A 21,183-nucleotide genomic window follows, 5' to 3' on the forward strand; every position below is an offset into this window, starting at 1 on the left:
GGCTCTCTACTTTCGCATTTCCCCTTTATCTCCCCCCCTCCAATAACCTTTCTAAGAACAATTCCCCGCTATCTCGTTTGCGGGTTGCAAAGGTAAGGAGAGTTTCCTTTTTTGCAAGTTGTTTTTAACAATTACTTAACAAATGCACATAAGGCACTAATAATCAATCCGAAAAAATTCAGCGAATGGCGAAAAAGATACTTTTTAAGGCCTCCCCAAGTAATAGAGGTCTTAAAAACAGCCAACATAGTACGTAATCATAGGGAACGAAAGATCTATTCTCGGATTTTAATAACATACAATAGATCCTTCACTACGTTCAGGATAATAAACTTTTAGCTTAATCTTCTTAATACTTCCAGTCCCAAGCCATGTCACTGCGAAAAATACTGCTGCTCTTATTATTATATAGTACCTTTACATAAGGTATAATTACTGTACTTATATATGCATGCGCAACAAAAGTAAAAGCGTCTATACTACTATAGTATATACATTAGTTAATACCTTTATATATACTACACATTGCAGCAGCTTAATTACCATTAATAAATCACAATAGTTAAAAGATGTTAAATACTCCTTTGTATATATAAGGAGCCGAAACGGCGTTATATATTAGCACCTAAATAAATAATTGACTGATTTATATTATTCACCTATCTTTGCAAAATGTTTAAAAAGCAACTAACGTTATTAGCCAGTGTTTTAGCCCTGTTATTTATTACACTTGGCGGTTGTAAAAGCAAATACGAAAAGTTAAAAGCAAGTAACGATTACGCCAAAAAATACCAAGAGGCCATTAAATACTATAACAAAAAGGACTATACAAAGGCTTTGGGGTTATTTGATGTTTTGGTTGAGCGTTATCATGGCCGCAGCGGTGCCGAGGATTTGTTTTACTATTATGCCTTCACCAACTATAAATTAAAGGACTATACATCGGCAAGGTTTCACTTTAAAACATTTGCAGATACTTATCCATCGAGCCCAAGGGCCGAGGAATGTCGCTTTTTTTCGGCATATTGTTATTATCTCGATTCGCCAAACTTCTCGCTTGATCAGGAAAATACGGTAAAGGCTATTGAAACCCTACAGTTGTTCATTAATCTTTATCCTAAAAGCGATCGTGTTACCGAGGCCAGCAAGCTGATACAGAACCTGCGCGATAAGCTGGAAATGAAGGCTTACGAAAACGCAAAGCTGTACCTTATTATCAGCGATTATCAATCGGCAGTTATTGCATTTAACAATGCATTACGCGATTATCCGGATACTAAATTTGGCGAAGAGATGGAATATCTGATCGTAAAATCGCAGTATTTATATGCCAGCCATAGCTTTGAATTTAAACAGGAAGATCGTTTTACGCAAACTATTGCCTACGCTGATCAATTTATCGACAAATACCCTAACAGCAAATACAGCAGCGAAGTTAAGGGGTATAATAAAGACAGCCAGGCAGGTATTCAGGAAGCAAAGCGCTATATTGCCGAAGCTACGAACAACAATCGTTTGGCCAAAAAATTAGCATCGAAAGATACGGTGAAAGCACAACCACCATCAGAAAAGAATCAGAATCAAAAAATACCATATTAAAAAAATAAATATGACAGCAAATAACACCAACAAACCAGCGGTAGCAAGCAGCACTGTAACACGTGATTTACGCGAGCTGGATGTAAAAACTCAAAATATATATGAGTCGCTTGTAATTATGTCAAAAAGGGCGAACCAGATATCAAACAACATTAAAGAAGAGTTGCACCAGAAACTTTCTGAATTTGCGTCGTCAAATGATAACCTTGAAGAAGTGTTTGAAAACCGCGAGCAAATTGAGATCTCTAAATACTACGAGAAATTGCCAAAACCATCACTGGTTGCAGTTCAGGAGTTTTTAGACGATAAAATTTACTATCGTAACCCGTCTAAAGAAGCATAAGCTTCGAAAGTCAAAATTTAAAAGTCAAAATTCAAAAGTGATCTGCATGATTGCTTTGGGTTTTGGCTTTTGTTTTTTTAGCTATATTCACATTATTAATTCAGGTGTCTATTTTTGAATTTTAACTTTTGAATTAAAAAAGTGTTAGAAGGTAAAAACATCATATTAGGGGTTTGCGGTAGTATAGCCGCCTATAAATCGGCGCTGCTGGTTAGGCTGCTGGTTAAAGCCGGTGCCCATGTGCAAGTGGTGATGACACCAGATGCCATTAACTTTATTACGCCCCTTACGCTTTCAACCCTGTCAAAAAAACCGGTGCTTGTTGATTATTTTAAAGCAGATACCGGCGAGTGGAACAATCACGTTGAGTTAGGTATCTGGGCCGATATGCTGATCATAGCGCCTGCTACCGCCAATACATTGGCCAAAATGGCTAACGGCCTTTGCGATAATCTGCTTTCGGCGGTGTACCTATCGGCCAAATGCCCGGTGTACTTTGCCCCGGCGATGGATCTGGATATGTGGCTGCACCCGGCTACCCGCAAAAATGTTAACACCTTGCAATCGTTTGGGAATACATTGATAGCTCCCGGTAGCGGCGAGCTTGCCAGCGGTTTATATGGCGAAGGCCGGATGGCCGAACCAGATGAGATAGTCGACTTTTTAGCATCGACATTAAAAAAAAAACTCCTTTTAGCTAATCATAAAATTGTGGTAACCGCCGGTCCTACCTACGAGGCTATTGACCCGGTGCGCTTTATTGGCAACCATTCATCGGGCAAGATGGGCTTTGCTATTGCCGATGAGCTGGCCAGCATGGGCGCCAGTGTTACGCTTATCAGCGGACCAACTGCGCAGATTAGCAAGCAAACGAATATTAAACGGGTTGACGTTACATCGGCTGCCCAAATGCTGGACGCTTGCCTTACCTACTACAAAAATGCGAAGGTCTGCGTAATGAGCGCCGCCGTTGCCGATTATACGCCCGCTACCATTGCGCAGCAAAAGATCAAGAAAAAAGACGGTAGCCTTAACATCGATTTAAAACCAACTGTTGATATTTTAAAAACCCTCGGGCAGCAAAAAGCGGATGGGCAGCTATTGGTAGGCTTCGCGCTGGAAACCAACGATGAGGAACTGAACGCAATAAACAAGCTGGAAAGAAAAAATCTTGATTTTATTGTGCTAAATTCGTTGAATGACGCGGGTGCCGGTTTTAAAAAGGATACCAATAAGATAACCATTATTGACCGTAACCTGCAAAAAACAACGTTCGACCTTAAAAGCAAGGATGCTGTGGCCCATGATATTTGCCTTAAACTTGCCCAACTAATAAACGGATGAAACCAATAACTGTCCTTTGTGTGCTTTTTGCCTTATTCGTATACCGGGCCGCAGCGCAGGATTTGAATGCGCGCGTGCAGGTGGTATCGCCAAAGATACAGGTGAGCAACAAGCGTATTTTCCAAACTCTGGAAAACGCCATGAAGGATTTTTTAAATGGCCGCAAATGGACCGCCGACCCCATACTGCCCCAGGAACGCATCGACTGTAATTTTGTGCTGAATATTACCAACTGGGATGGCGGAAGCGTTTTCAGCGCCGAACTTCAGGTGCAATCCTCAAGGCCGGTTTATGGATCGTCGTACACATCTACATTGCTCAATATTAACGACCGCGATGTTGATTTTACCTATAACGAGGGTCAAACTGTTGACTATAGCGACCAAAATTTTCAAGGTAATTTAAGTTCGGTAATGGCTTTTTACGCCTATATTATTGTAGGTATGGATTATGATACCTTTGCCAGATACGGCGGTTCGCAATATTTTGCTGCTGCCCAAAATGTGGTTACCAATGCACAAACAGGACCGTATAAAGGCTGGAAAGCTTTCGATGGTAATATAAACCGCTACTGGCTTTCAGAAAACCTCAATAACAAGCTGTACGGCCCGTTGCGTAGTTTTATGTATGATTATCACCGCAATGGCCTTGATGCCATGGCCGATAACGCCAGCAAAGGTCGCAAAGCAATATCAGTATTGCTGCCCAACCTGCAGCAGATAGACAGGCAACGCGTTGGCTCCATGTTCCCACTTATTTTTTATACCGCCAAAAGCGACGAATTGGTTTCGCTGTACAGCAAAGCCGACAACCAGGAACGCCTTCAAGCCATGAACCTGCTCATGCAAACCGACCCTGCAAATGGCAACAAATACCAAACTTTACAGAAGTAGAGGTTTGCCTTTCGGATAAGCAACCTGCTCAGCATATCCACGACGACTCACCCCGGCTGCGCGTCGCTGGCCGACCCTCTCTGCAGCTTCGCTGTAAAGAGGGTAAAGACATTTTTTCTTTTATCTACAGTAGTATATCAATTATTCCATTCCCTAAAAACTCAACTAATCCCTCCCCTCTTTGCGGCTTGCCGCAGAGAGGGTGACCGAGCGTAGCGATGATCGGGTGAGTCCTAACCTTAGTTAGTTGCCTCACGCACCTCGATCCCCGCTCCCCGCACCCTCAAAAAAATATTTAACAAATAATTTGCAAATACGAAATCCATCGTAGATATTTGTTGTACGAAATAAATCGTACAACAAATTACAATGAATATTAAACCAACCGAAAGCGAGCTCGAAATTTTACAGGTGATCTGGAATAAAGGGCAATGTACTGTTCGCGATGTGCATGAGGTATTGACTGCAACCAAAGATGCCGGCTATACCACCACGCTTAAATTAATGCAGATAATGCACGATAAAGGCATGGTTGAACGCGATACCACATCAAAAACGCATTTATATAAAGCTTTATTTACCCAGGAGCAGGCGCAAAGCAACGCTTTGGATAAAATATTGTCTACTGTGTTTAAAGGTTCTACCTCAAACCTGGTGATCCAGGCCCTCGGGCAGCACCGCGCATCGGCGGATGAGATTGATGCCATCAAAAATTATCTTAAACAGTTTGATAACAAGTAAAAATTAACCCGTTATGGAAAGTTTATTTTATAACATTAGCCAGGTTTTGGGCATTACGCTTATCCACTCGTTGTGGCAGGGTTTATTGGTTTGGTTTGTACTGCGCGCGTTACTTAGCCTTGTGCCTACATTATCATCGGTAAAAAAGCATGATCTGGCTATGTTTGGCCTGGTTACCATCAGTTCGCTTTTCATTTATACGTTTATAACCCAACTGCAGGCACACACCTGGGTTTACGTTATAGGCGGCGATAATACGGCTATTATGCCACAGCTATTAAAGCCATTTTTACATCCAAATATTGCCAATACCAACGTAAGCAGCTATTACAGCTATGTTATTGAAGGCTATCTGCCCTATATATCTGCGCTTTACTTTTTGGGGTTAATATTCAATTTGCTAAAACTGGGCTTAAGCTGGCAACGCATCAGCTTAATTAAGCGCGGGATGATCCCGGCTGATGGTTTGCAGGAATACGCCGATGGGCTCTGCAAAAAACTGGGTATCAACAAAACCGTATGGATAAACTTTAGCCGCATGGTTGATGTGCCCTGTATGATAGGCTTTTTTAGTCCGATAGTGTTACTACCAATTACTTTGACTACTTACCTGTCTGCAAAAGAGATAGAGGCTATTTTATTACATGAATTATCGCACATAAAACGTAACGACTACCTGTTAAACTTACTGCAGCAGGTTATAGGCATATTACTTTTCTTTAACCCCTTTGCCCAATTAATTAACCGTATTATAAACCAGGAACGCGAAAACCATTGCGACGATATGGTGATTGAAACCACCGCACAGCCATTAATTTACGCCCAGGCACTTTTAAAACTCGAACAAACCAGGCACACCAATTTTCAGCTGGCACTTGCTGCCACCGGGAAAAAACATCATTTATTAACCAGAATTGAACGTATCATGAAAACAAACAAACCAATGGGCAACATACGCCACCTGTTAGTGGGTGTTGCTATAATGGCCGCCAGCATAAGCAGTATAGCATGGTTAAACCCTACTATAAAAAACGGGAAGATCACCGTAAAAAAAGTTAGCTATCCGCCGGTAATAAAGGCATTACTTGCCGATACAGGAGTTAAGAAAGCAAAACCTATTACAAAAACAACGGCACACAAACAGGTAACCACCAAAGCAAAGTCTACGCTTAAAATCAAAACCAGTGTTAATATAGGGCCGCAATATGCAGGATTAAATGATCCTGAAATGGACCGTTTAACGGCCGAGATCAGCAGACATGCCGATGCTATTGGTAAATATTATGATAGTCCTGAGTTTCATCAGCAGCAAAAACTAATGGATGAAAAAGCAAAAAACATCCAGGATTATTATAACAGGCCCGAGTTGCAAAAGATGCAAGCCGAGCAGCAAAAATTGGCCGAGGACTTTCAGAAGAACTGGGGCGAAAACAGTCAATCGGCTAAAATAAGTGCTGAGCTTGGCGAAATAGGTAAGAAAGTTGGTGCCTATTATAACAGTGCCGAGTTTAAGGAGATGAACGAGCAACTGGAGAAAAAGTACAATATTCCCCACAATCATAATTACAACGACGATGCCAAGGACGAAAATTACCGTAAATACCAAGCCGAACTGGACAGCAAAGTTTCGCCGGAGGTAAAACAGCAGGCTAAAGAAATGAAGGAATTGGGTGAGCAAATGCGTAAGCAATATGATTCACCGGAATTTCATAAAAAACGCGACGAGCTAACTGCCATGGGCGATAGCATGAGAAAAGCCTACAGCAACCGCGACATGAAAATTCAGCAAGATGATATGAAAAGACTGGGCGAGCAGATGCGCAAATTCCAGGACAATCCCGAAATGAAAAAGGAACAGGCTAAGTTGCAGGAAGCCAGCAAAAAACTAAAAGAATATATGAATAGTCCTGCTTTCAAAAAACGCCTGAAGGATTATCAAAAACAAATGGATGTAATGCTTAACGACAAGGATAACTCAAAAGACTATAATCCTGTGCCCGCACAAGGCATACCAACCAATTAAGTTTCATCCGATTTCATACATGAGAGACCGCCCTGCATAATGCAGGGTGGTCTTTTTTTGTATATATAGTTTGCCTATATTTAAGGGGGCGCATATAAATGCACACAAAGGGTTTATGAAGAAACTATTATTAATCATCATCGGTATTTTTTGCTGCTCGCTTTCATTTGCGCAGCAATATGTTATTAAAGCAACTATTACCGGTTTTAAGGATAGCGCCAAATTCATTTTAACCGATCTGGATGCTGATGCCCCTGTTGATAGCGCCCTCCTTATAAACAATAAACTAACGCTAACGGGCAAGTTTTTTGATGATATACCCAAAGGCAAATGGCTATCAACAACATATAACGGTAAATTTTATTACGTTAATCTGTTTATGGCCAATGATAAAATAAATGTTACCGGCGATATTAAAGATTTTCCATTCTTTTTAAACGTTAGCGGCCCAACGGAACAAAATCTATACACGCAGTTGAACAAGCAAACAGCCGCTAATTATCAAAAGCGGAATGAACTTGTTGCCAAATACTTTGAAATAAAAGAGGATACCGCACAAGCTAAACACATTTGGAAAGTAATTCACAAGTTAGATGCCAGTACCGATAGTATAAAGCGGAGTTTTATAAACACACATCTTAATTCATACACCGCCCTAACCGAACTTTATTACCTAAATGACTCCTATAACAGGGATACGCTGCAATTAATGTACAAACGTTTATTGCCTGCATATAAGAACAGTATCTATGGTCAGCGGTTTCAAAATTACCTGCTGGTTGGCACACCGTTAAAAACCGGCGATACCTATACCGATTTTGAGGGAATAGATAAAACAGGCAAAAATCATAAACTGTCGGACGTTAAGGGAAAATATGTGCTGCTTGATTTTTCGACAACGTATTGTGGCCCGTGTATGTCGTCGGTTAGTGATATGAAAAAGCTTTCGGAGAAATATGGCGATAAGCTGGCCATTATCACTTTTTCATGCGACGCCAATAAAAACATCTGGCTTGCGGGGGTAAACAGGGATAACCCAAGCTGGCTAAGTTTATGGGATGGTAAAGGCGGTTACGGCAAAACGGTTTTAAAATATGGCGTAACCGGCTACCCTTCTTTTTTCCTGGTAAATCCCGAAGGCAAAATTGTATCTACAAAGGTAGGATACGATGAAGGATCACTCGAAAAGACCATAGCACCCCTATTAGCTAAATAACTTAGTAAATAAATCATTTAATTGCTTTTGCAAAGCCTTAATTTGTAATTTAGTACCGCAAACCAAGCGGATACTTTTATGCTTCAAAAGCTCACGATAAATAATTACGCCCTTATTGATAACCTGGAAATTAGTTTTGATAAGGGGCTTAACATACTTACCGGCGAAACGGGTGCGGGTAAATCTATTATACTGGGGGCGCTGTCGCTGATATTAGGTCAGCGGGCCGAGAGCCGTTATTTTTTCAATCAGCAAAAGAAATGCGTAATTGAGGGCTCGTTTAAAATAAGCGGGTTCCATTTAAGCGCGTTTTTTGAAGATAACGATCTGGATTACGAGGCAGAAACCGTTTTGCGCCGGGAAATTTCGGCAGATGGTAAATCGCGCGCCTTTGTGAACGATACCCCGGTTAACCTTACCGCGCTTAAACAGTTAGGCGAAAAACTGATCGACATACACTCTCAGCATGCCACGCTGGAGATCAACGACCCGGAGTTTCAGCTATTGGTAGTTGATTCGGTTGCCAAACATGGCGACTTGCTGACCAATTATCGAACAAAATTTAAAACCTATAAAAAAGACACCGCCAAACTTAACCAGCTGATTGCCGAAAGTGATAAAGCCAAGGCCGATCTTGATTATTACCAGTTTCAGTTTGATGAGCTGGAAAAAGTAAGTCTGGTAGCCGATGAGCAGGAGCTATTGGAACAGGAGCTGTATGCCCTTAACAATGCCGAAGAAATAAAACGCAATCTGCTAAGCAGCACTTACCTGCTGCAAGAAGGCGAAGCCGCCGCGTTGATACAAATGCGCGAGGCCGGGCAGCAGCTCGCCGCGCTTGAGAAATTCAATCCCGAGATTACCGACCTGCATCAGCGCCTAAACAGCACCATTATTGAGCTGAAAGATATAACCGCCGAAATTGAGAGCATTGAGCAGCGCACCTTTATTAATGAAGCCCGTGCCGCGGATATCAACACCCGTTTAAGCATAATATACAACCTGCAAAAAAAACACCGGGTAAACAGCAACGCCGAGTTGCTGCAAATTCAGGAAGACCTGTCCGAAAAGATAGCGCAGGTACTGTTTAGCGATGAAGCTGTTGAAAAGCTGCAAAAGCAATTAGCTGCCGATAAAACCGGACTGGAAAAACTGGCCGCGCAATTAACTGCCAATCGCCTGAAAGCTATACCGGCTATAGAAAAACAGGTGATTGATACCCTTGCCGAAATGGGCATGGCAAATTCGAGCCTGAAAATAGAGAATATAGTCAGAAAGTCGGAAAGTCCGGAAGTCGGAAAGTCAGAAGTCAACGTTAAAAATCTTTCCGACTTACGGACTTCCGGACTTGCGGACCATTTAACACCAAGCGGCGTGGACCAGATCCGCTTTTTATTTTCGGCCAATAAAGGTCATGCTTTGGCCGAGATGAGCAAGGTGGCTTCGGGTGGTGAACTTTCAAGGCTGATGCTGAGCATTAAATCTATCATAGCGCAATACACTGCCCTGCCTACCATTATTTTTGATGAGATAGACACGGGCGTATCCGGCGAAGTAGCCAATAAGGTTGGGCAAATTATGGAACGCCTGGCAGATAACCTGCAGGTAATTACCATTACCCACCTGCCGCAAATTGCCAGCAAAGGCAAAAACCACTACTTTGTTTATAAAGACGATAGCGCAGCCACCACCTACACCCGCATAAAACAACTAAATAACCAGGAACGCGTACTCGAAATTGCAAAAATGCTCAGCGGCGATAAACCGGGCGAAAGCGCGTTGCAAAATGCAAGGGAGTTGCTTGGGGCTTAGTTTTCAATTTGCACTACGATGCAATGACATTTTACACCATGTCATTGCGAGGTATGAAGCAATCTCACCCTGCAAGATTCATCACTTATCCTGTGGGATTGCTTCGTACCTCGCAATGACAAACTATTTATATTTTATAAATCATGAAAACCCGCTTTCATCTTCCCACATTTTTAATCACGCTGTCTTTAACGTCGGTAATATTTTTAGCAGGTTTTGCTTTTATTAAGCAGCCCGACAAAGGTTTTATTATCGACCATGAAAAAGATGTGATGACCGAGCAGGACGGATCACATAATGGCGGGGGGAAAACAACGGCATTCCTGTTTTTTGAGAAATTTAAAAACGCAAAAATGGCCTTCCGTAAAAGGATCCTTCATCCGGGTTCATCGATAGGTTATCATTTACATGAACAACAGGAAATTTATTATATACTAAACGGCAATGGCATATTGAAAATGAACGGAAAGGACATTGCCGTAAGCACAGGTGATGCTATATTAACACTGCCCGGCAGCAGCCACGGCCTAAAACCAGCAGGTAACCAGGACCTGAGCGTACTCATCACCTATCAAAATTAATCATACCTAAAAAAACAGTAGAAACAAAAAAGGAGCTGCACCAATCGTACAGCTCCTTTTTTGTTTTAATGTGTTAAGTTCTCTTAACTCGCATCATTTGAATCGATCAGTACAACCTTTATGGTAACATCTACATCGGGGTTTTTAGCGGTAGCTTCATTCGGCGACTGCGAAAAAATTGTTATGTTACGAACAGAATGCTGAAAACTATAGGCATACCCGCCTATCGTTTCTGGCACAGCTTCGTAGGTTTTGCCGCCATCAAAGGACATATAAACCAACACGGCGCCAAATTGCTGGAAAGGGCCATCTAATTCGGGCAAATCACCGCCAGAAATATCAAGGTAATAATAAGTACCTAAATTTTCGGAGGTTCCCGCTTTCCAATCGGATGCTGCTTTGTCATAAATGATAGTGCGGTTAGTAGTTGCCGGAGAAACGTACTTTTTAGTACATGAAGTTGCTGCTAATAATATAGTACAGCATACAAGAGTCAAGATTTTTTTCATAAATGTATTTTTATATATTGTAAGAACAATATAAATTAAAAAGGTTTAACGTTTTTTGATTTAATTTATTTCAATATTGTAGCCAAGCAATAAAATACGTATATATGTAGCGCCCCGAATAATAAATACCACATAATACAACAATACCTCTGTTATACCTATACCTGCATGAAAAAGCTTATCCTGCTTTTACTATTTATCATTCCTTCGGTTTGTTTTGCCCAAATAACCATTACCGGTAAAATTTTATATGCAAAGGATAACACCGCCTTTCCGTATGCCAGCGTTTTTTTGAGTAATACCACTATCGGCACAAAAACCTATACCGACGGCACTTTTACACTGCCCGATATCAAACCCGGAAAATACACGCTTGTAGTAACAGCAGTAGGCTATGAACAGTACAGCATAGAATTACTGTTAGATAAAAACCTACAAATAAACGATGTAAAACTGGTTGAAAAACCTATCGAATTAGAAAATGTGGTTATTAAATTTGACCCAAACCGCGAAAAATACATGAATATGTTTATGTATGAATTTGTAGGCCGAAGCGAGAATGCAAAAAAATGTAAAATACTCAACCCGGAGATCATACATTTTAAACTCAACAAAAAAACCAATATGCTTACCGCCACGGCTAACGACTTTATAGAGTTGGAAAATGAGAGCCTTGGTTATAAAATAAACTATCTGCTAAAGGTATTTGAAATTTCAATGACATATTGGAAGGTATCCTACTCGGGCGATTTCAAGTTTGAAAAAATGGACGGGCCTCCCAAAGCCCAGGAAAAATGGGAGAAGAAGCGGAAGGAAACTTATAAAGGTTCGGCAAAGCATTTCTATAAATCGCTCATTGCCGGAGATTTTAAAGAACAAGGCTTTGATGTATATACCGTAGCCCGCGAAAACAAGCCACAGTTTCCAGATTCCAACCTCATCAGCAGGCTCATCGTTAAAGATACGCTACGGATAAAAAATGACACCAATAGCTATTGGCAGCGGCAGCCTCCCCCCATGGCTAATACTACCGAGAAAATACGCCTTATAGAACCAAAGCTAAACCTAAACCAAATTTCCTGCCCTACAGATATTAAGGGAATCTACGGATTGAGGTTTGATGAACTATTAAAATATGTAATGTTTGTGGTGTATTCAAAAAAATCTGCCCCGGCTGCGGTGTTCGACTTTGTAAACACCCGGTTCCAGGTTACAAAGCCGGCCAGCTTTATTGTTTTTGATAAGCCTTATGCTTTGTTTGACAGTAATGGAATTATCACCAGTAAAGGCAGCATATCCTATTCCGGCTATTGGAGTGAGCAACGCATTGGTGATCTCCTTCCCGCCGATTACCTGCCAACTGACTAACGTCAATATCAATTGGCCTGAAACAAAAAACCCGGCTTGCGGCCGGGTTTTGATTTATTTGGTTAAGCATTATTTCTGCTCTTCTTCTTCTGGTTTTTTGCTTTCGCCTTTTTCGTCGATGATGGTGATCTGGCTGGTTTCTTTGTCGAAATCAACTTTCATGATATCACCTTCGCTCAATTCGCCTTTCAAAATTTCTTCAGCAATTGGATCTTCCAGGTATTTCTGGATGGCACGTTTTAACGGGCGTGCACCAAATTGCGAGTCGTAACCTTTTTCAGCAATGAACTCTTTGGCAGCTTCGGTAAGCTCAATTCTGTATCCCAAGCCATTAACACGGCTAAACAGGAACGCCAATTCAATATCGATGATCTTGAAGATCTCGTCTTTACCTAAAGAGTTAAACACGATAACATCATCAATACGGTTCAGGAACTCAGGAGCGAAAGCACGTTTTAAAGCGTTTTCAATAACACCTCTTGAGTGTGTATCGGCTTGTAAGTTTTTGGCGTTTGTGCTGAAACCTACACCTTGTCCAAAGTCTTTCAACTGGCGGGCACCGATGTTTGAGGTCATGATGATGATAGTATTCCTGAAATCAACCTTGCGGCCCAATGAATCAGTCAGCTGACCTTCGTCCAGTACCTGTAGCAATATGTTAAATACATCCGGGTGAGCTTTTTCAATTTCATCCAGCAATATAACTGCATATGGTTTACGACGTACTTTTTCGGTTAACTGTCCGCCTTCTTCATAACCTACGTAGCCCGGAGGCGCTCCAACTAAACGTGATACCGCGAATTTCTCCATGTACTCGCTCATATCAATTTGTATCAGCGCGTCTTCGGTATCAAACATAAAGCGGGCAAGTTCTTTGGCAAGCTCGGTTTTACCAACACCCGTTGGGCCTAAGAATATAAATGAACCAATTGGTTTTTTAGGATCCTTTAAGCCTGCACGTGTACGTTGTATAGCACGGGTCAACTTTTTAATAGCTTCATCCTGACCAATAATTTTGCTGGCAACCGTATCGCTCATGTGCAATAGCTTTTGGCTATCGGCCTGGCCAACCCTTTGTACAGGGATACCGGTCATCATTGATACTACTTCGGCAACATTATCTTCGGTTACAGTATAACGTTTTGATTTTGTTTCGGCCTCCCATACGGCTTTGGCCTGGTCAAGCTCAACCAATAAATTCTTTTCGGTATCGCGTAACTGGGCAGCTTCTTCGTATTTCTGGCTGCGTACAACTTTATTTTTTTCGATCTTGATCTGCTCTATCTTTTGCTCAATATCCAAAATATTTTGTGGTACGTGGATATTGGTTAAGTGAACACGTGAGCCCGATTCGTCCAGGGCATCAATAGCCTTGTCTGGTAAAAACCTGTCGGTAATATAACGTGTAGTTAAGTTAACGCAGGCGTTGATAGCTTCAGGAGTGTAAGTTACACCATGGTGCTCTTCGTATTTTTCTTTGATGCGGTTTAGGATCTCGATAGTTTCTGCTGGGGTAGCCGGTTCAACCATTACCTTTTGGAAACGACGATCCAAAGCGCCATCTTTCTCGATGTACTGACGGTACTCATCTAATGTTGTAGCACCAATGCATTGAATTTCGCCCCTTGCCAAAGCAGGTTTAAACATATTTGATGCATCAAGCGAACCAGAAGCGCCGCCGGCACCAACTATGGTATGAATTTCATCAATGAATAAAATTACATCCGGTGATTTTTCCAGCTCGTTCATTACCGCTTTCATGCGTTCTTCAAACTGGCCGCGGTATTTTGTACCTGCCACTAAAGAAGCAAGATCAAGGGTTACCACGCGTTTGTTGAACAGTACACGCGATACTTTCCGCTGAACAATACGCAATGCAAGTCCCTCGGCAATGGCCGATTTACCTACACCAGGCTCACCTATTAATATAGGGTTGTTCTTTTTACGGCGGGACAGGATCTGCGATACCCTTTCAATTTCCTTTTCACGACCTACGATCGGGTCAAGTTTACCATCTTCGGCGGCACGGGTTAAATCGCGGCCAAAATTGTCCAATACCGGTGTTTTTGATTTTATGTCAGATACCTTTTTAGGCTGGCTAAATGATTCTTCTTCTTTAAAGTCGTCATCGCCGCCGGTTGGTGAACCGGGCATTTCGTCAGTTACATCATTTTTGTGTGATTCCACTTCACCTTTAAATACTTCATAGTTTACATTAAACTGCATAAGTATTTGCGATGCGATGTTATCCTCGTCACGTAAAATAGACAGCAGCAAATGCTCTGTACCAATTACGTCACTTTTAAATATTTTGGCTTCCAGGTAAGTGATCTTTAATACTTTTTCGGCCTGTTTGGTTAGCGGGATACTGCCAATGTGTACGTTTGTTCCAACAGTACCTTTAACAGCATCCTCAACAGCGCGGCGAAGCTTTGCAGTATCAACGTTCAATCCTTTCAGCAATTTAATTGCTACGCCATCTCCATCCCGGATAAGGCCCAGTAAAAGATGCTCAGTACCAATATAATCGTGACCAAGGCGTAATGCCTCTTCCCTGCTATATTGAATAACATCCTTAACCCTCGGCGAAAATTTAGCTTCCATATATACCTTTCATTATTATGAACGTCCTAATCTATTAATTTTGTTTTTACAAACACGACGCTTGACTTAACATTTATCAACAATATTGCCAACATTTTGCGCTTTGCAGAAACAGACATTGATATGATACGCAAGCTATTAAAGTTTGGCTTTAATCAATAATTTTTATCGAAAAATTCAACAATCGCCGAATTCTTTTACAATATACAAACGAAACACCCTATTTTGATACAAAAAATTCAAAATAGTTTAAACATATTAACAATTATTTATAATCCGTTTAAGTGAACTGGCATTTCGTCGTACTGTATGACAATTAGGCATTAGCCCTAATTTGCAGGCTATTTACTATTATGTACGTAAAAATATCCCCAATAGTTGCTACAATACCTAATGTTAACGTAATAATGTTTTAACAAAGTATACAATAATACAAACTGCCAATTTGCCGATGGGATATTTTCAGGTTGAGGAATGGCTTTCTGTAGCAAATTAATTATTTACTGTAGGTATTCCATCAATTTTCGCCCATATTTGTTTCGATATTTACCATGATTAATCAATTATAATGGCAGACGAAAAGATCATATTTTCCATGGCAGGGGTTAGCAAAGTTTACCCTCCGCAAAAAACAGTTTTAAAAAACATTTACCTTTCATTCTTCTATGGTGCCAAGATTGGCGTTATCGGTTTAAACGGATCGGGTAAATCATCCTTATTAAAAATTATAGCAGGCATCGATAAAACCAATATAGGCGAGGTTGTTTTTTCGCCGGGTTACACCGTTGGTTACCTGAGCCAGGAGCCCGAGCTTGATCCTGAAAAAACCGTACGTGAAATTGTGGAGGAAGGCGTTTCTGAAACTACAGCCTTATTAAAGGAGTACGAAGAGATCAACGAAAAATTTGGACTGGAAGAATATTATGGCGATGCCGACAAAATGGATAAGCTGATGAGCCGCCAGGGCGAATTACAGGATCAGATAGATGCGGTGAACGCCTGGGAACTGGATACCAAGTTAGAACGTGCAATGGATGCCCTGCGCTGTCCCGAGCCCGACACAAAAATTTCGGTACTATCGGGTGGTGAGCGCCGCCGTGTGGCACTTTGCCGCTTATTATTAAAGGAGCCGGATGTTTTATTGCTTGATGAGCCTACCAATCACTTGGATGCCGAATCTATTGATTGGCTGGAGCAGCATTTACAGCAATATAAAGGAACAGTTATCGCCGTAACGCACGACAGGTATTTCCTTGACAACGTTGCCGGCTGGATCCTGGAGCTTGACCGTGGTGAAGGTATCCCGTGGAAAGGAAATTATTCTTCATGGCTTGATCAGAAAGCGAAACGTTTGGCCCAGGAAGATAAAACCGAAAGCAAACGCCAGAAAACGCTTGAACGCGAACTGGAATGGGTACGCATGGGACCAAAAGGTCGCCACGCCAAATCAAAGGCCCGTTTAGGCAATTACGAAAAGCTTGCATCTGAAGAAACCCGGGAACGCGAAGAAAAACTGGAGCTGTTTATTCCGCCCGGCCCGCGTTTGGGTAATGTGGTGATTGAAGCCAATGGCGTGAGTAAATCTTATGGCGATAAATTATTGTTCGATAACCTGAGCTTCTCCTTACCGCCGGCAGGTATTGTGGGCATTATCGGCCCCAATGGTGCGGGTAAAACCACATTGTTCCGTCTTATTACCGGGCAGGACCAGCCAGATGCCGGTACTTTCCGTGTAGGCGAAACCGTTGCTTTAGGTTATGTTGACCAAATGCATGATGACCTTGATCCCAATAAATCTGTTTGGGAAAACGTAACCGGTGGCCTGGAAACCATTATGGTGGGCAACAAGCCATTAAACTCGAGGGCCTACGTAAGTAAGTTCAACTTTAATGGTGCCGATCAGCAGAAAAAAGTGGGCGTACTATCGGGCGGTGAGCGTAACCGTGTGCATTTGTCCATCACCCTTAAAAAAGGATCGAACGTATTGCTGCTGGATGAGCCCACCAACGATATCGACGTAAATACTTTACGCGCCCTGGAGGAAGCCTTGGAAAACTTTGGCGGCTGCGCTGTAGTAATCAGTCACGATCGCTGGTTCCTTGACCGTATCTGTACGCACATTCTGGCTTTTGAAGGTAACTCTCAGGTTTATTTCTTTGAAGGTAACTATTCCGATTACGAGGAAAACCGCAAGAAACGCCTGGGTGATGTGGCGCCAAAGAGGATCAAATATAAGAAGTTGACCGTGTAAGGGGAAAGTCCCCCAGCCCTCCCCTGAGGGGGGGGGCTTTTGATTTGCAACAATCTGAAACATCATCCCAACGTGCAAAGCAATAATACGTGATATTACTTCATAAAAAATTATGACGATAAAGTCAATTTTGCAATCTTTAAATATCACTCCTAAAAACACTTTATTTACTTTACTGTTTTTTACCGGATTGTATTTGTCAGTTTTAGAAATTGAGTTATATCGAAAAACCTTTATACCACTCAGCATCCCTTTATTGATCTGGATACTTACAGGATTATTTATTACTCCGTTCTTTTTAAAAACATTACCTGATTATCTTAAAACTGAAATATTTATTTATCAAATAGCATTTAATACCATTACTTGGGGAGGCATTGTAACCTACCTTTTTATGGCATTAAACTGCTATGGAGCAAGAGCAGACAATACCTCTGCAACATTAATAGCTACAGGATCCGGATATTTAGCCAAAGGAAGATATGGATGTGGAGAGCCCTATAAGGAAGTATATTATAGTGGACTTAATAAAGTACTCATTTTTCCTTGCGGTACTACAATCGAAGAAACCAACACAGTTACCATAACTTTAAATAAAGGTCTTTTCAACTACGATGTGATCGTAGATCAAAAACTCTCAAAGTAGAAGATCAATTTTTAAGGAGTGAAGGACTGTATTTTGCGTAGAGATTGCTTCCTACACTCCCATAGAATTACTCTTTATCAATTCCTTACATCACCTAAACAAAAAAATTCCTAACTTGCCATTTTCTAATATATAATACATAAAGGCCATGACAGAGACGCTGGACATCAAGATCACCAAGACTACGCATTCCCGTTTAGCAGAAACGGATTTTGACAACTTACCTTTCGGAAAAACATTTTCTGACCACATGTTTGTGGCCGATTATGCTGACGGTGAATGGAAAAACCTGCAGGTCATTCCCTACGGCGAGATTGGACTAAGCCCGGCTATTTCTGCATTGCATTACGGCCAGGCATTTTTTGAAGGACTAAAAGCTTACAAACATGCCGATGGAAAAGTAACTATTTTCCGCCCGGACAAGAATGCTATCCGCTTTAATAAATCGGCAGAAAGGCTTTGTATGCCAACCCTGCCCGAAGAAATATTTTTACAAAGTATGGCAGCCGTGGTTGATTTAGACCGCGACTGGGTACCTGCAAAAGCTAACCACGCATTGTATATCCGTCCGTTTATGTTTGCTACCGATCCATTTTTGGGAGTAACACCATCGGCTACCTATAAATACATGGTTATTGCAGGCCCCGTTGGACCATATTTTTCAAAAACACTGCGTGTAAAGGTAGAAACACATTACACCCGCGCCGCCGAAGGTGGTATGGGCTTTGCAAAAGCTGCCGGAAACTACGGCTCCTCTATGCTGCCTGCCCGTAAAGCTACCGAAGAAGGTTTTGACCAACTGATATGGACAGATGCCAAAGAACATAAATACGTTGAGGAAATGGGTGCTGCAAATGCCATGTTCCTTTTGGATGGGAAACTGATTACCGCCGAAGCAAAAGACACCATACTTGACGGTGTAACCCGCGATACGGTTATTGCTTTGGCAAAAGAATGGGGTATCCCGGTTGAAACACGTAAGGTTTCTGTTGCCGAAATTATTGAAGGCGCCAAAAACGGCAAACTTACCGATGCGTTTGGTGCAGGTACTGCCGCCACTATAGCGTCAGTAGGTTCAATAAGTGTTGATGGCGAAGAGTATTTCCTGAGCGATCCAAAAACACGCGAGTTTTCGCAAAAAGTATTGACTACGCTTGACGCCATAAAATACGGTAACGCGCCAGATACCCATAACTGGAATTACCTGGTATCGTAACTTATAAAATCCTAAAACAGAAAAGGGTTGTCCGTTTGGGCAACCCTTTTCTGTTTATAAGCGTACTTTTTATATTCTAAGTATGGTATAAATTTATAGAACTACTAAAAGCTACATCCTGCTGAAGGGGTTATCCCCTCTTTAGTAATAGTTAGTTCGGGCTTGCCATTATGGTAGGTTACAATCCAAATGGTATCAAAATCATTATCATTCCAGGTAAGTTTTTTCGTGCTGAGTCCCAAACCTTTTAAAATCGATTTAATTTCATTGTGTTCCCAAACAATAATGCTTGTGCCTTTTTTGTCTTGAAGTTCGCTGGCTACGTCTTCGGTATCTTCTTCTTCAAACTTGCTGTTAATGGCCAAATTATATTTTATGGCAAATGGCGATATGGTTTGGAACATCCGGCTCCTTGGTGTTGATTTACCCAGGTGTAATGCAGGCACATAAATATGGTCGGGGATCCCGAATTTGGTTTTCAAAACCTCAGCCAGTTTAAGCGCCCGATTTAAGCCCGCGCAAGACAAATTATCGCCATCGGCAGGTTTTTCAGCGTGGCGAATAAATACCAGTTTAGTATTTTTCCCCTGGGCGCAGGCCGCAAAATTAAAAAAGCAGCTAACAAGCAGAATTATAGCCGGTAAAAACGCTGTTCTTTTTATCATAGCTTATTCTACGCTTACGGTAAGGCCTTCCTGCTGTAATATTTTCCGGTAGATCTCCATCTCGGTAAAGGAGCCTTCCAATACGGCACACTTACCTTCTGTATGTACCTTCCAGGCTATCTTTTCGGCTTGCGATTCGGAATAATCGAGGTATTTCATCATACAATGGATCACATGATCAAAGGTATTGAAATCGTCGTTCCACAATATCAGGCGGTGAACTTCTTTAAGTCCTGCCAGTAACTCTTCGAGGGTGAATGTTTCTTCCTGTGTTTCAGTTGGCATATGTAACTACAAATTTACTTAAAAACAACAATAAAAGTGTTAAAATCATGTTCAATGGACTTAAAAATCACGTTACAAAACTCACATACCCCATCCTAATTATCTTAAACCCATGAACAAAGTATTACCATGCCTTATTTTGGCTGTCGCTGTACAACTTTCGGCCAATAACAACGCACATGCGCAAGGTGCTAAAACAGGTACATCAACCCTTCAAACTCCACCCGCAACCATAAATATCGACGGCGATCTGAAAGACTGGGGCGATAGCCTCCGTTACTATAACGACGAGAAAAAACTAAATTATACACTCGCGAATGATAAAACCACGTTGTACGCTGCCATCCGCATTAGCGATAGGATACAACAAATGCAAACACTGCATGGCGGCATTACGCTGAGTATTGACACCCGAGGCAAAAAGAAGGAAACGTTTTCGCTTACCTTTCCGCTGGCTCCGGCAGGAGCTGTGTTGCCATTTGCGCAACATAAAGATGGTGATGGTGAAGTTACAAAAGAAGACCGCGACGAGTTACTGCGCGAAAGGATAACCCAATTGCGCAATATTAAGGTAGAGGGCTTTAAAGATATTGAGGGTGATATGATAACCACATCAAACACCTATGGTATTAAAGCGGCCATTAATTACGATGCCGAGGGAAACCTTGTTTATGAAATTGCTATACCGCTGCAATTTTTCCATGCAGATGATATTGCCAAAAATGAGTGGGCCTTCAACTTTAAAATAAACGGCATCCAACGACCAAAACCCGAAGGCGGCAATGAAAATGGCAGCGGAATGGGTGGCGGCGGCAGAGGCGGACGTGGTGGTGGTGGAATGGGAGGCGGCGGTGGTCGCAGTGGCAGAGGAGGAGGCGGTGGTGGTCGCGGTGGATTTGGCGGCGGCGGCGCTGGTGGAGAAAGCGGCCGAAGCGATGCATCAAAATCAGTTGATTTTTGGGAGAAGTTTTATCTGAACAAAAACTGAATTTAATAGATAAAAAAGCTGTCATCCTGAGTTGTAAAACCCGTGGTCTGTGGAACTTGAAATGACACGGGAAATTATAATAAAACCCTGTCATCCAGA

Annotated in this window: 18 protein-coding genes; 14 read left to right on the forward strand and 4 right to left on the reverse strand. The window is 41.8% G+C overall.

Annotation, left to right across the window (positions count from 1 at the left end):
• Window positions 1–672 precede the first annotated feature (672 nt).
• The 9 genes from BLS59_RS25495 (at window position 673) to BLS59_RS25535 (ending at window position 10,552) form a co-directional block, all read left to right on the forward strand.
• Complete coding sequence (locus BLS59_RS25495) at window positions 673–1,599, forward strand: outer membrane protein assembly factor BamD (protein WP_091154510.1); 927 nt, start codon at window positions 673–675, stop codon at window positions 1,597–1,599.
• Between the two features lie 10 nt (window positions 1,600–1,609).
• Entirely contained in the window at window positions 1,610–1,942 is a 333-nt protein-coding gene (locus BLS59_RS25500) for a DNA-directed RNA polymerase subunit omega (RefSeq protein ID WP_091154513.1), read from the forward strand.
• A gap of 141 nt (window positions 1,943–2,083) precedes the next feature.
• Window positions 2,084–3,286 (forward strand): bifunctional phosphopantothenoylcysteine decarboxylase/phosphopantothenate--cysteine ligase CoaBC, encoded by a 1,203-nt coding sequence (gene coaBC / locus BLS59_RS25505; RefSeq protein WP_091154517.1) that lies wholly within the window; start codon window positions 2,084–2,086, stop codon window positions 3,284–3,286.
• Window positions 3,283–4,179, forward strand: coding sequence for a type IX secretion system protein PorD (gene porD, locus BLS59_RS25510; RefSeq protein WP_091154520.1), 897 nt, complete (start codon window positions 3,283–3,285; stop codon window positions 4,177–4,179). Before coaBC ends, porD begins: the two co-directional genes overlap by 4 nt.
• A 369-nt stretch (window positions 4,180–4,548) precedes the next feature.
• Window positions 4,549–4,920, forward strand: coding sequence for a BlaI/MecI/CopY family transcriptional regulator (locus BLS59_RS25515; protein WP_091154524.1), 372 nt, complete (start codon window positions 4,549–4,551; stop codon window positions 4,918–4,920).
• Between the two features lie 13 nt (window positions 4,921–4,933).
• Window positions 4,934–6,943, forward strand: a complete 2,010-nt coding sequence (locus tag BLS59_RS25520) for a M56 family metallopeptidase (RefSeq protein WP_091154527.1) — start codon at window positions 4,934–4,936, stop codon at window positions 6,941–6,943.
• Window positions 6,944–7,058: 115 nt separating this feature from the next.
• Window positions 7,059–8,159: a TlpA disulfide reductase family protein gene (locus tag BLS59_RS25525; protein ID WP_091154532.1), complete on the forward strand. Its 1,101-nt coding sequence runs from the start codon at window positions 7,059–7,061 to the stop codon at window positions 8,157–8,159.
• A 78-nt stretch (window positions 8,160–8,237) separates the two neighbouring features.
• Window positions 8,238–9,971 (forward strand): DNA repair protein RecN, encoded by a 1,734-nt coding sequence (gene recN, locus BLS59_RS25530; RefSeq protein ID WP_091154534.1) that lies wholly within the window; start codon window positions 8,238–8,240, stop codon window positions 9,969–9,971.
• 143 nt (window positions 9,972–10,114) lie between these two features.
• Window positions 10,115–10,552, forward strand: a complete 438-nt coding sequence (locus tag BLS59_RS25535; protein WP_091154537.1) for a cupin domain-containing protein — start codon at window positions 10,115–10,117, stop codon at window positions 10,550–10,552.
• Window positions 10,553–10,635: 83 nt separating this feature from the next.
• Here BLS59_RS25535 and BLS59_RS25540 read toward each other — a convergent pair whose 3' ends face one another.
• The gene (locus BLS59_RS25540; protein ID WP_091154540.1) at window positions 10,636–11,061 is read right to left on the reverse strand and encodes a hypothetical protein; all 426 of its coding nucleotides are present in this window, start codon (window positions 11,059–11,061) and stop codon (window positions 10,636–10,638) included.
• Window positions 11,062–11,229: 168 nt separating this feature from the next.
• Here BLS59_RS25540 and BLS59_RS25545 point away from each other — a divergent pair, with 168 nt between their 5' ends.
• Window positions 11,230–12,429, forward strand: coding sequence for a carboxypeptidase-like regulatory domain-containing protein (locus tag BLS59_RS25545; protein WP_091154544.1), 1,200 nt, complete (start codon window positions 11,230–11,232; stop codon window positions 12,427–12,429).
• A 69-nt stretch (window positions 12,430–12,498) separates the two neighbouring features.
• Here the strand turns inward: BLS59_RS25545 and BLS59_RS25550 are convergent, their stop codons facing one another.
• Window positions 12,499–15,033 carry an ATP-dependent Clp protease ATP-binding subunit gene (locus BLS59_RS25550; RefSeq protein WP_091154547.1) on the reverse strand — a complete coding sequence of 845 codons (2,535 nt, stop codon included), beginning with the start codon at window positions 15,031–15,033 and terminating at the stop codon, window positions 12,499–12,501.
• A 568-nt stretch (window positions 15,034–15,601) separates the two neighbouring features.
• On the opposite strand from BLS59_RS25550, the gene ettA reads away from it, so the two are divergent.
• The 3 genes from ettA (at window position 15,602) to BLS59_RS25565 (ending at window position 19,146) form a co-directional block, all read left to right on the forward strand.
• Window positions 15,602–17,284, forward strand: a complete 1,683-nt coding sequence (ettA, locus tag BLS59_RS25555) for an energy-dependent translational throttle protein EttA (RefSeq protein WP_091154551.1) — start codon at window positions 15,602–15,604, stop codon at window positions 17,282–17,284.
• A 112-nt stretch (window positions 17,285–17,396) separates the two neighbouring features.
• Window positions 17,397–17,930, forward strand: a complete 534-nt coding sequence (locus BLS59_RS25560; protein ID WP_091154554.1) for a hypothetical protein — start codon at window positions 17,397–17,399, stop codon at window positions 17,928–17,930.
• Between the two features lie 148 nt (window positions 17,931–18,078).
• The gene (locus tag BLS59_RS25565; RefSeq protein ID WP_091154558.1) at window positions 18,079–19,146 is read left to right on the forward strand and encodes a branched-chain amino acid aminotransferase; all 1,068 of its coding nucleotides are present in this window, start codon (window positions 18,079–18,081) and stop codon (window positions 19,144–19,146) included.
• A 104-nt stretch (window positions 19,147–19,250) separates the two neighbouring features.
• Here the strand turns inward: BLS59_RS25565 and BLS59_RS25570 are convergent, their stop codons facing one another.
• Together BLS59_RS25570 and BLS59_RS25575 are read right to left on the reverse strand one after the other, a co-directional pair.
• Window positions 19,251–19,811 (reverse strand): histidine phosphatase family protein, encoded by a 561-nt coding sequence (locus tag BLS59_RS25570; protein ID WP_205411352.1) that lies wholly within the window; start codon window positions 19,809–19,811, stop codon window positions 19,251–19,253.
• Window positions 19,812–19,814: 3 nt separating this feature from the next.
• Window positions 19,815–20,096, reverse strand: coding sequence for an ATP-dependent Clp protease adaptor ClpS (locus BLS59_RS25575; protein WP_091154562.1), 282 nt, complete (start codon window positions 20,094–20,096; stop codon window positions 19,815–19,817).
• A 112-nt stretch (window positions 20,097–20,208) separates the two neighbouring features.
• Here BLS59_RS25575 and BLS59_RS32090 point away from each other — a divergent pair, with 112 nt between their 5' ends.
• Window positions 20,209–21,084 carry a DOMON domain-containing protein gene (locus tag BLS59_RS32090; protein ID WP_205411353.1) on the forward strand — a complete coding sequence of 292 codons (876 nt, stop codon included), beginning with the start codon at window positions 20,209–20,211 and terminating at the stop codon, window positions 21,082–21,084.
• The last annotated feature ends 99 nt before the right edge of the window (window positions 21,085–21,183 follow it).

The sequence above is a fragment of the Mucilaginibacter pineti genome, assembly GCF_900101875.1.
Classification (GTDB): Bacteria; Bacteroidota; Bacteroidia; order Sphingobacteriales; family Sphingobacteriaceae; genus Mucilaginibacter; species Mucilaginibacter pineti.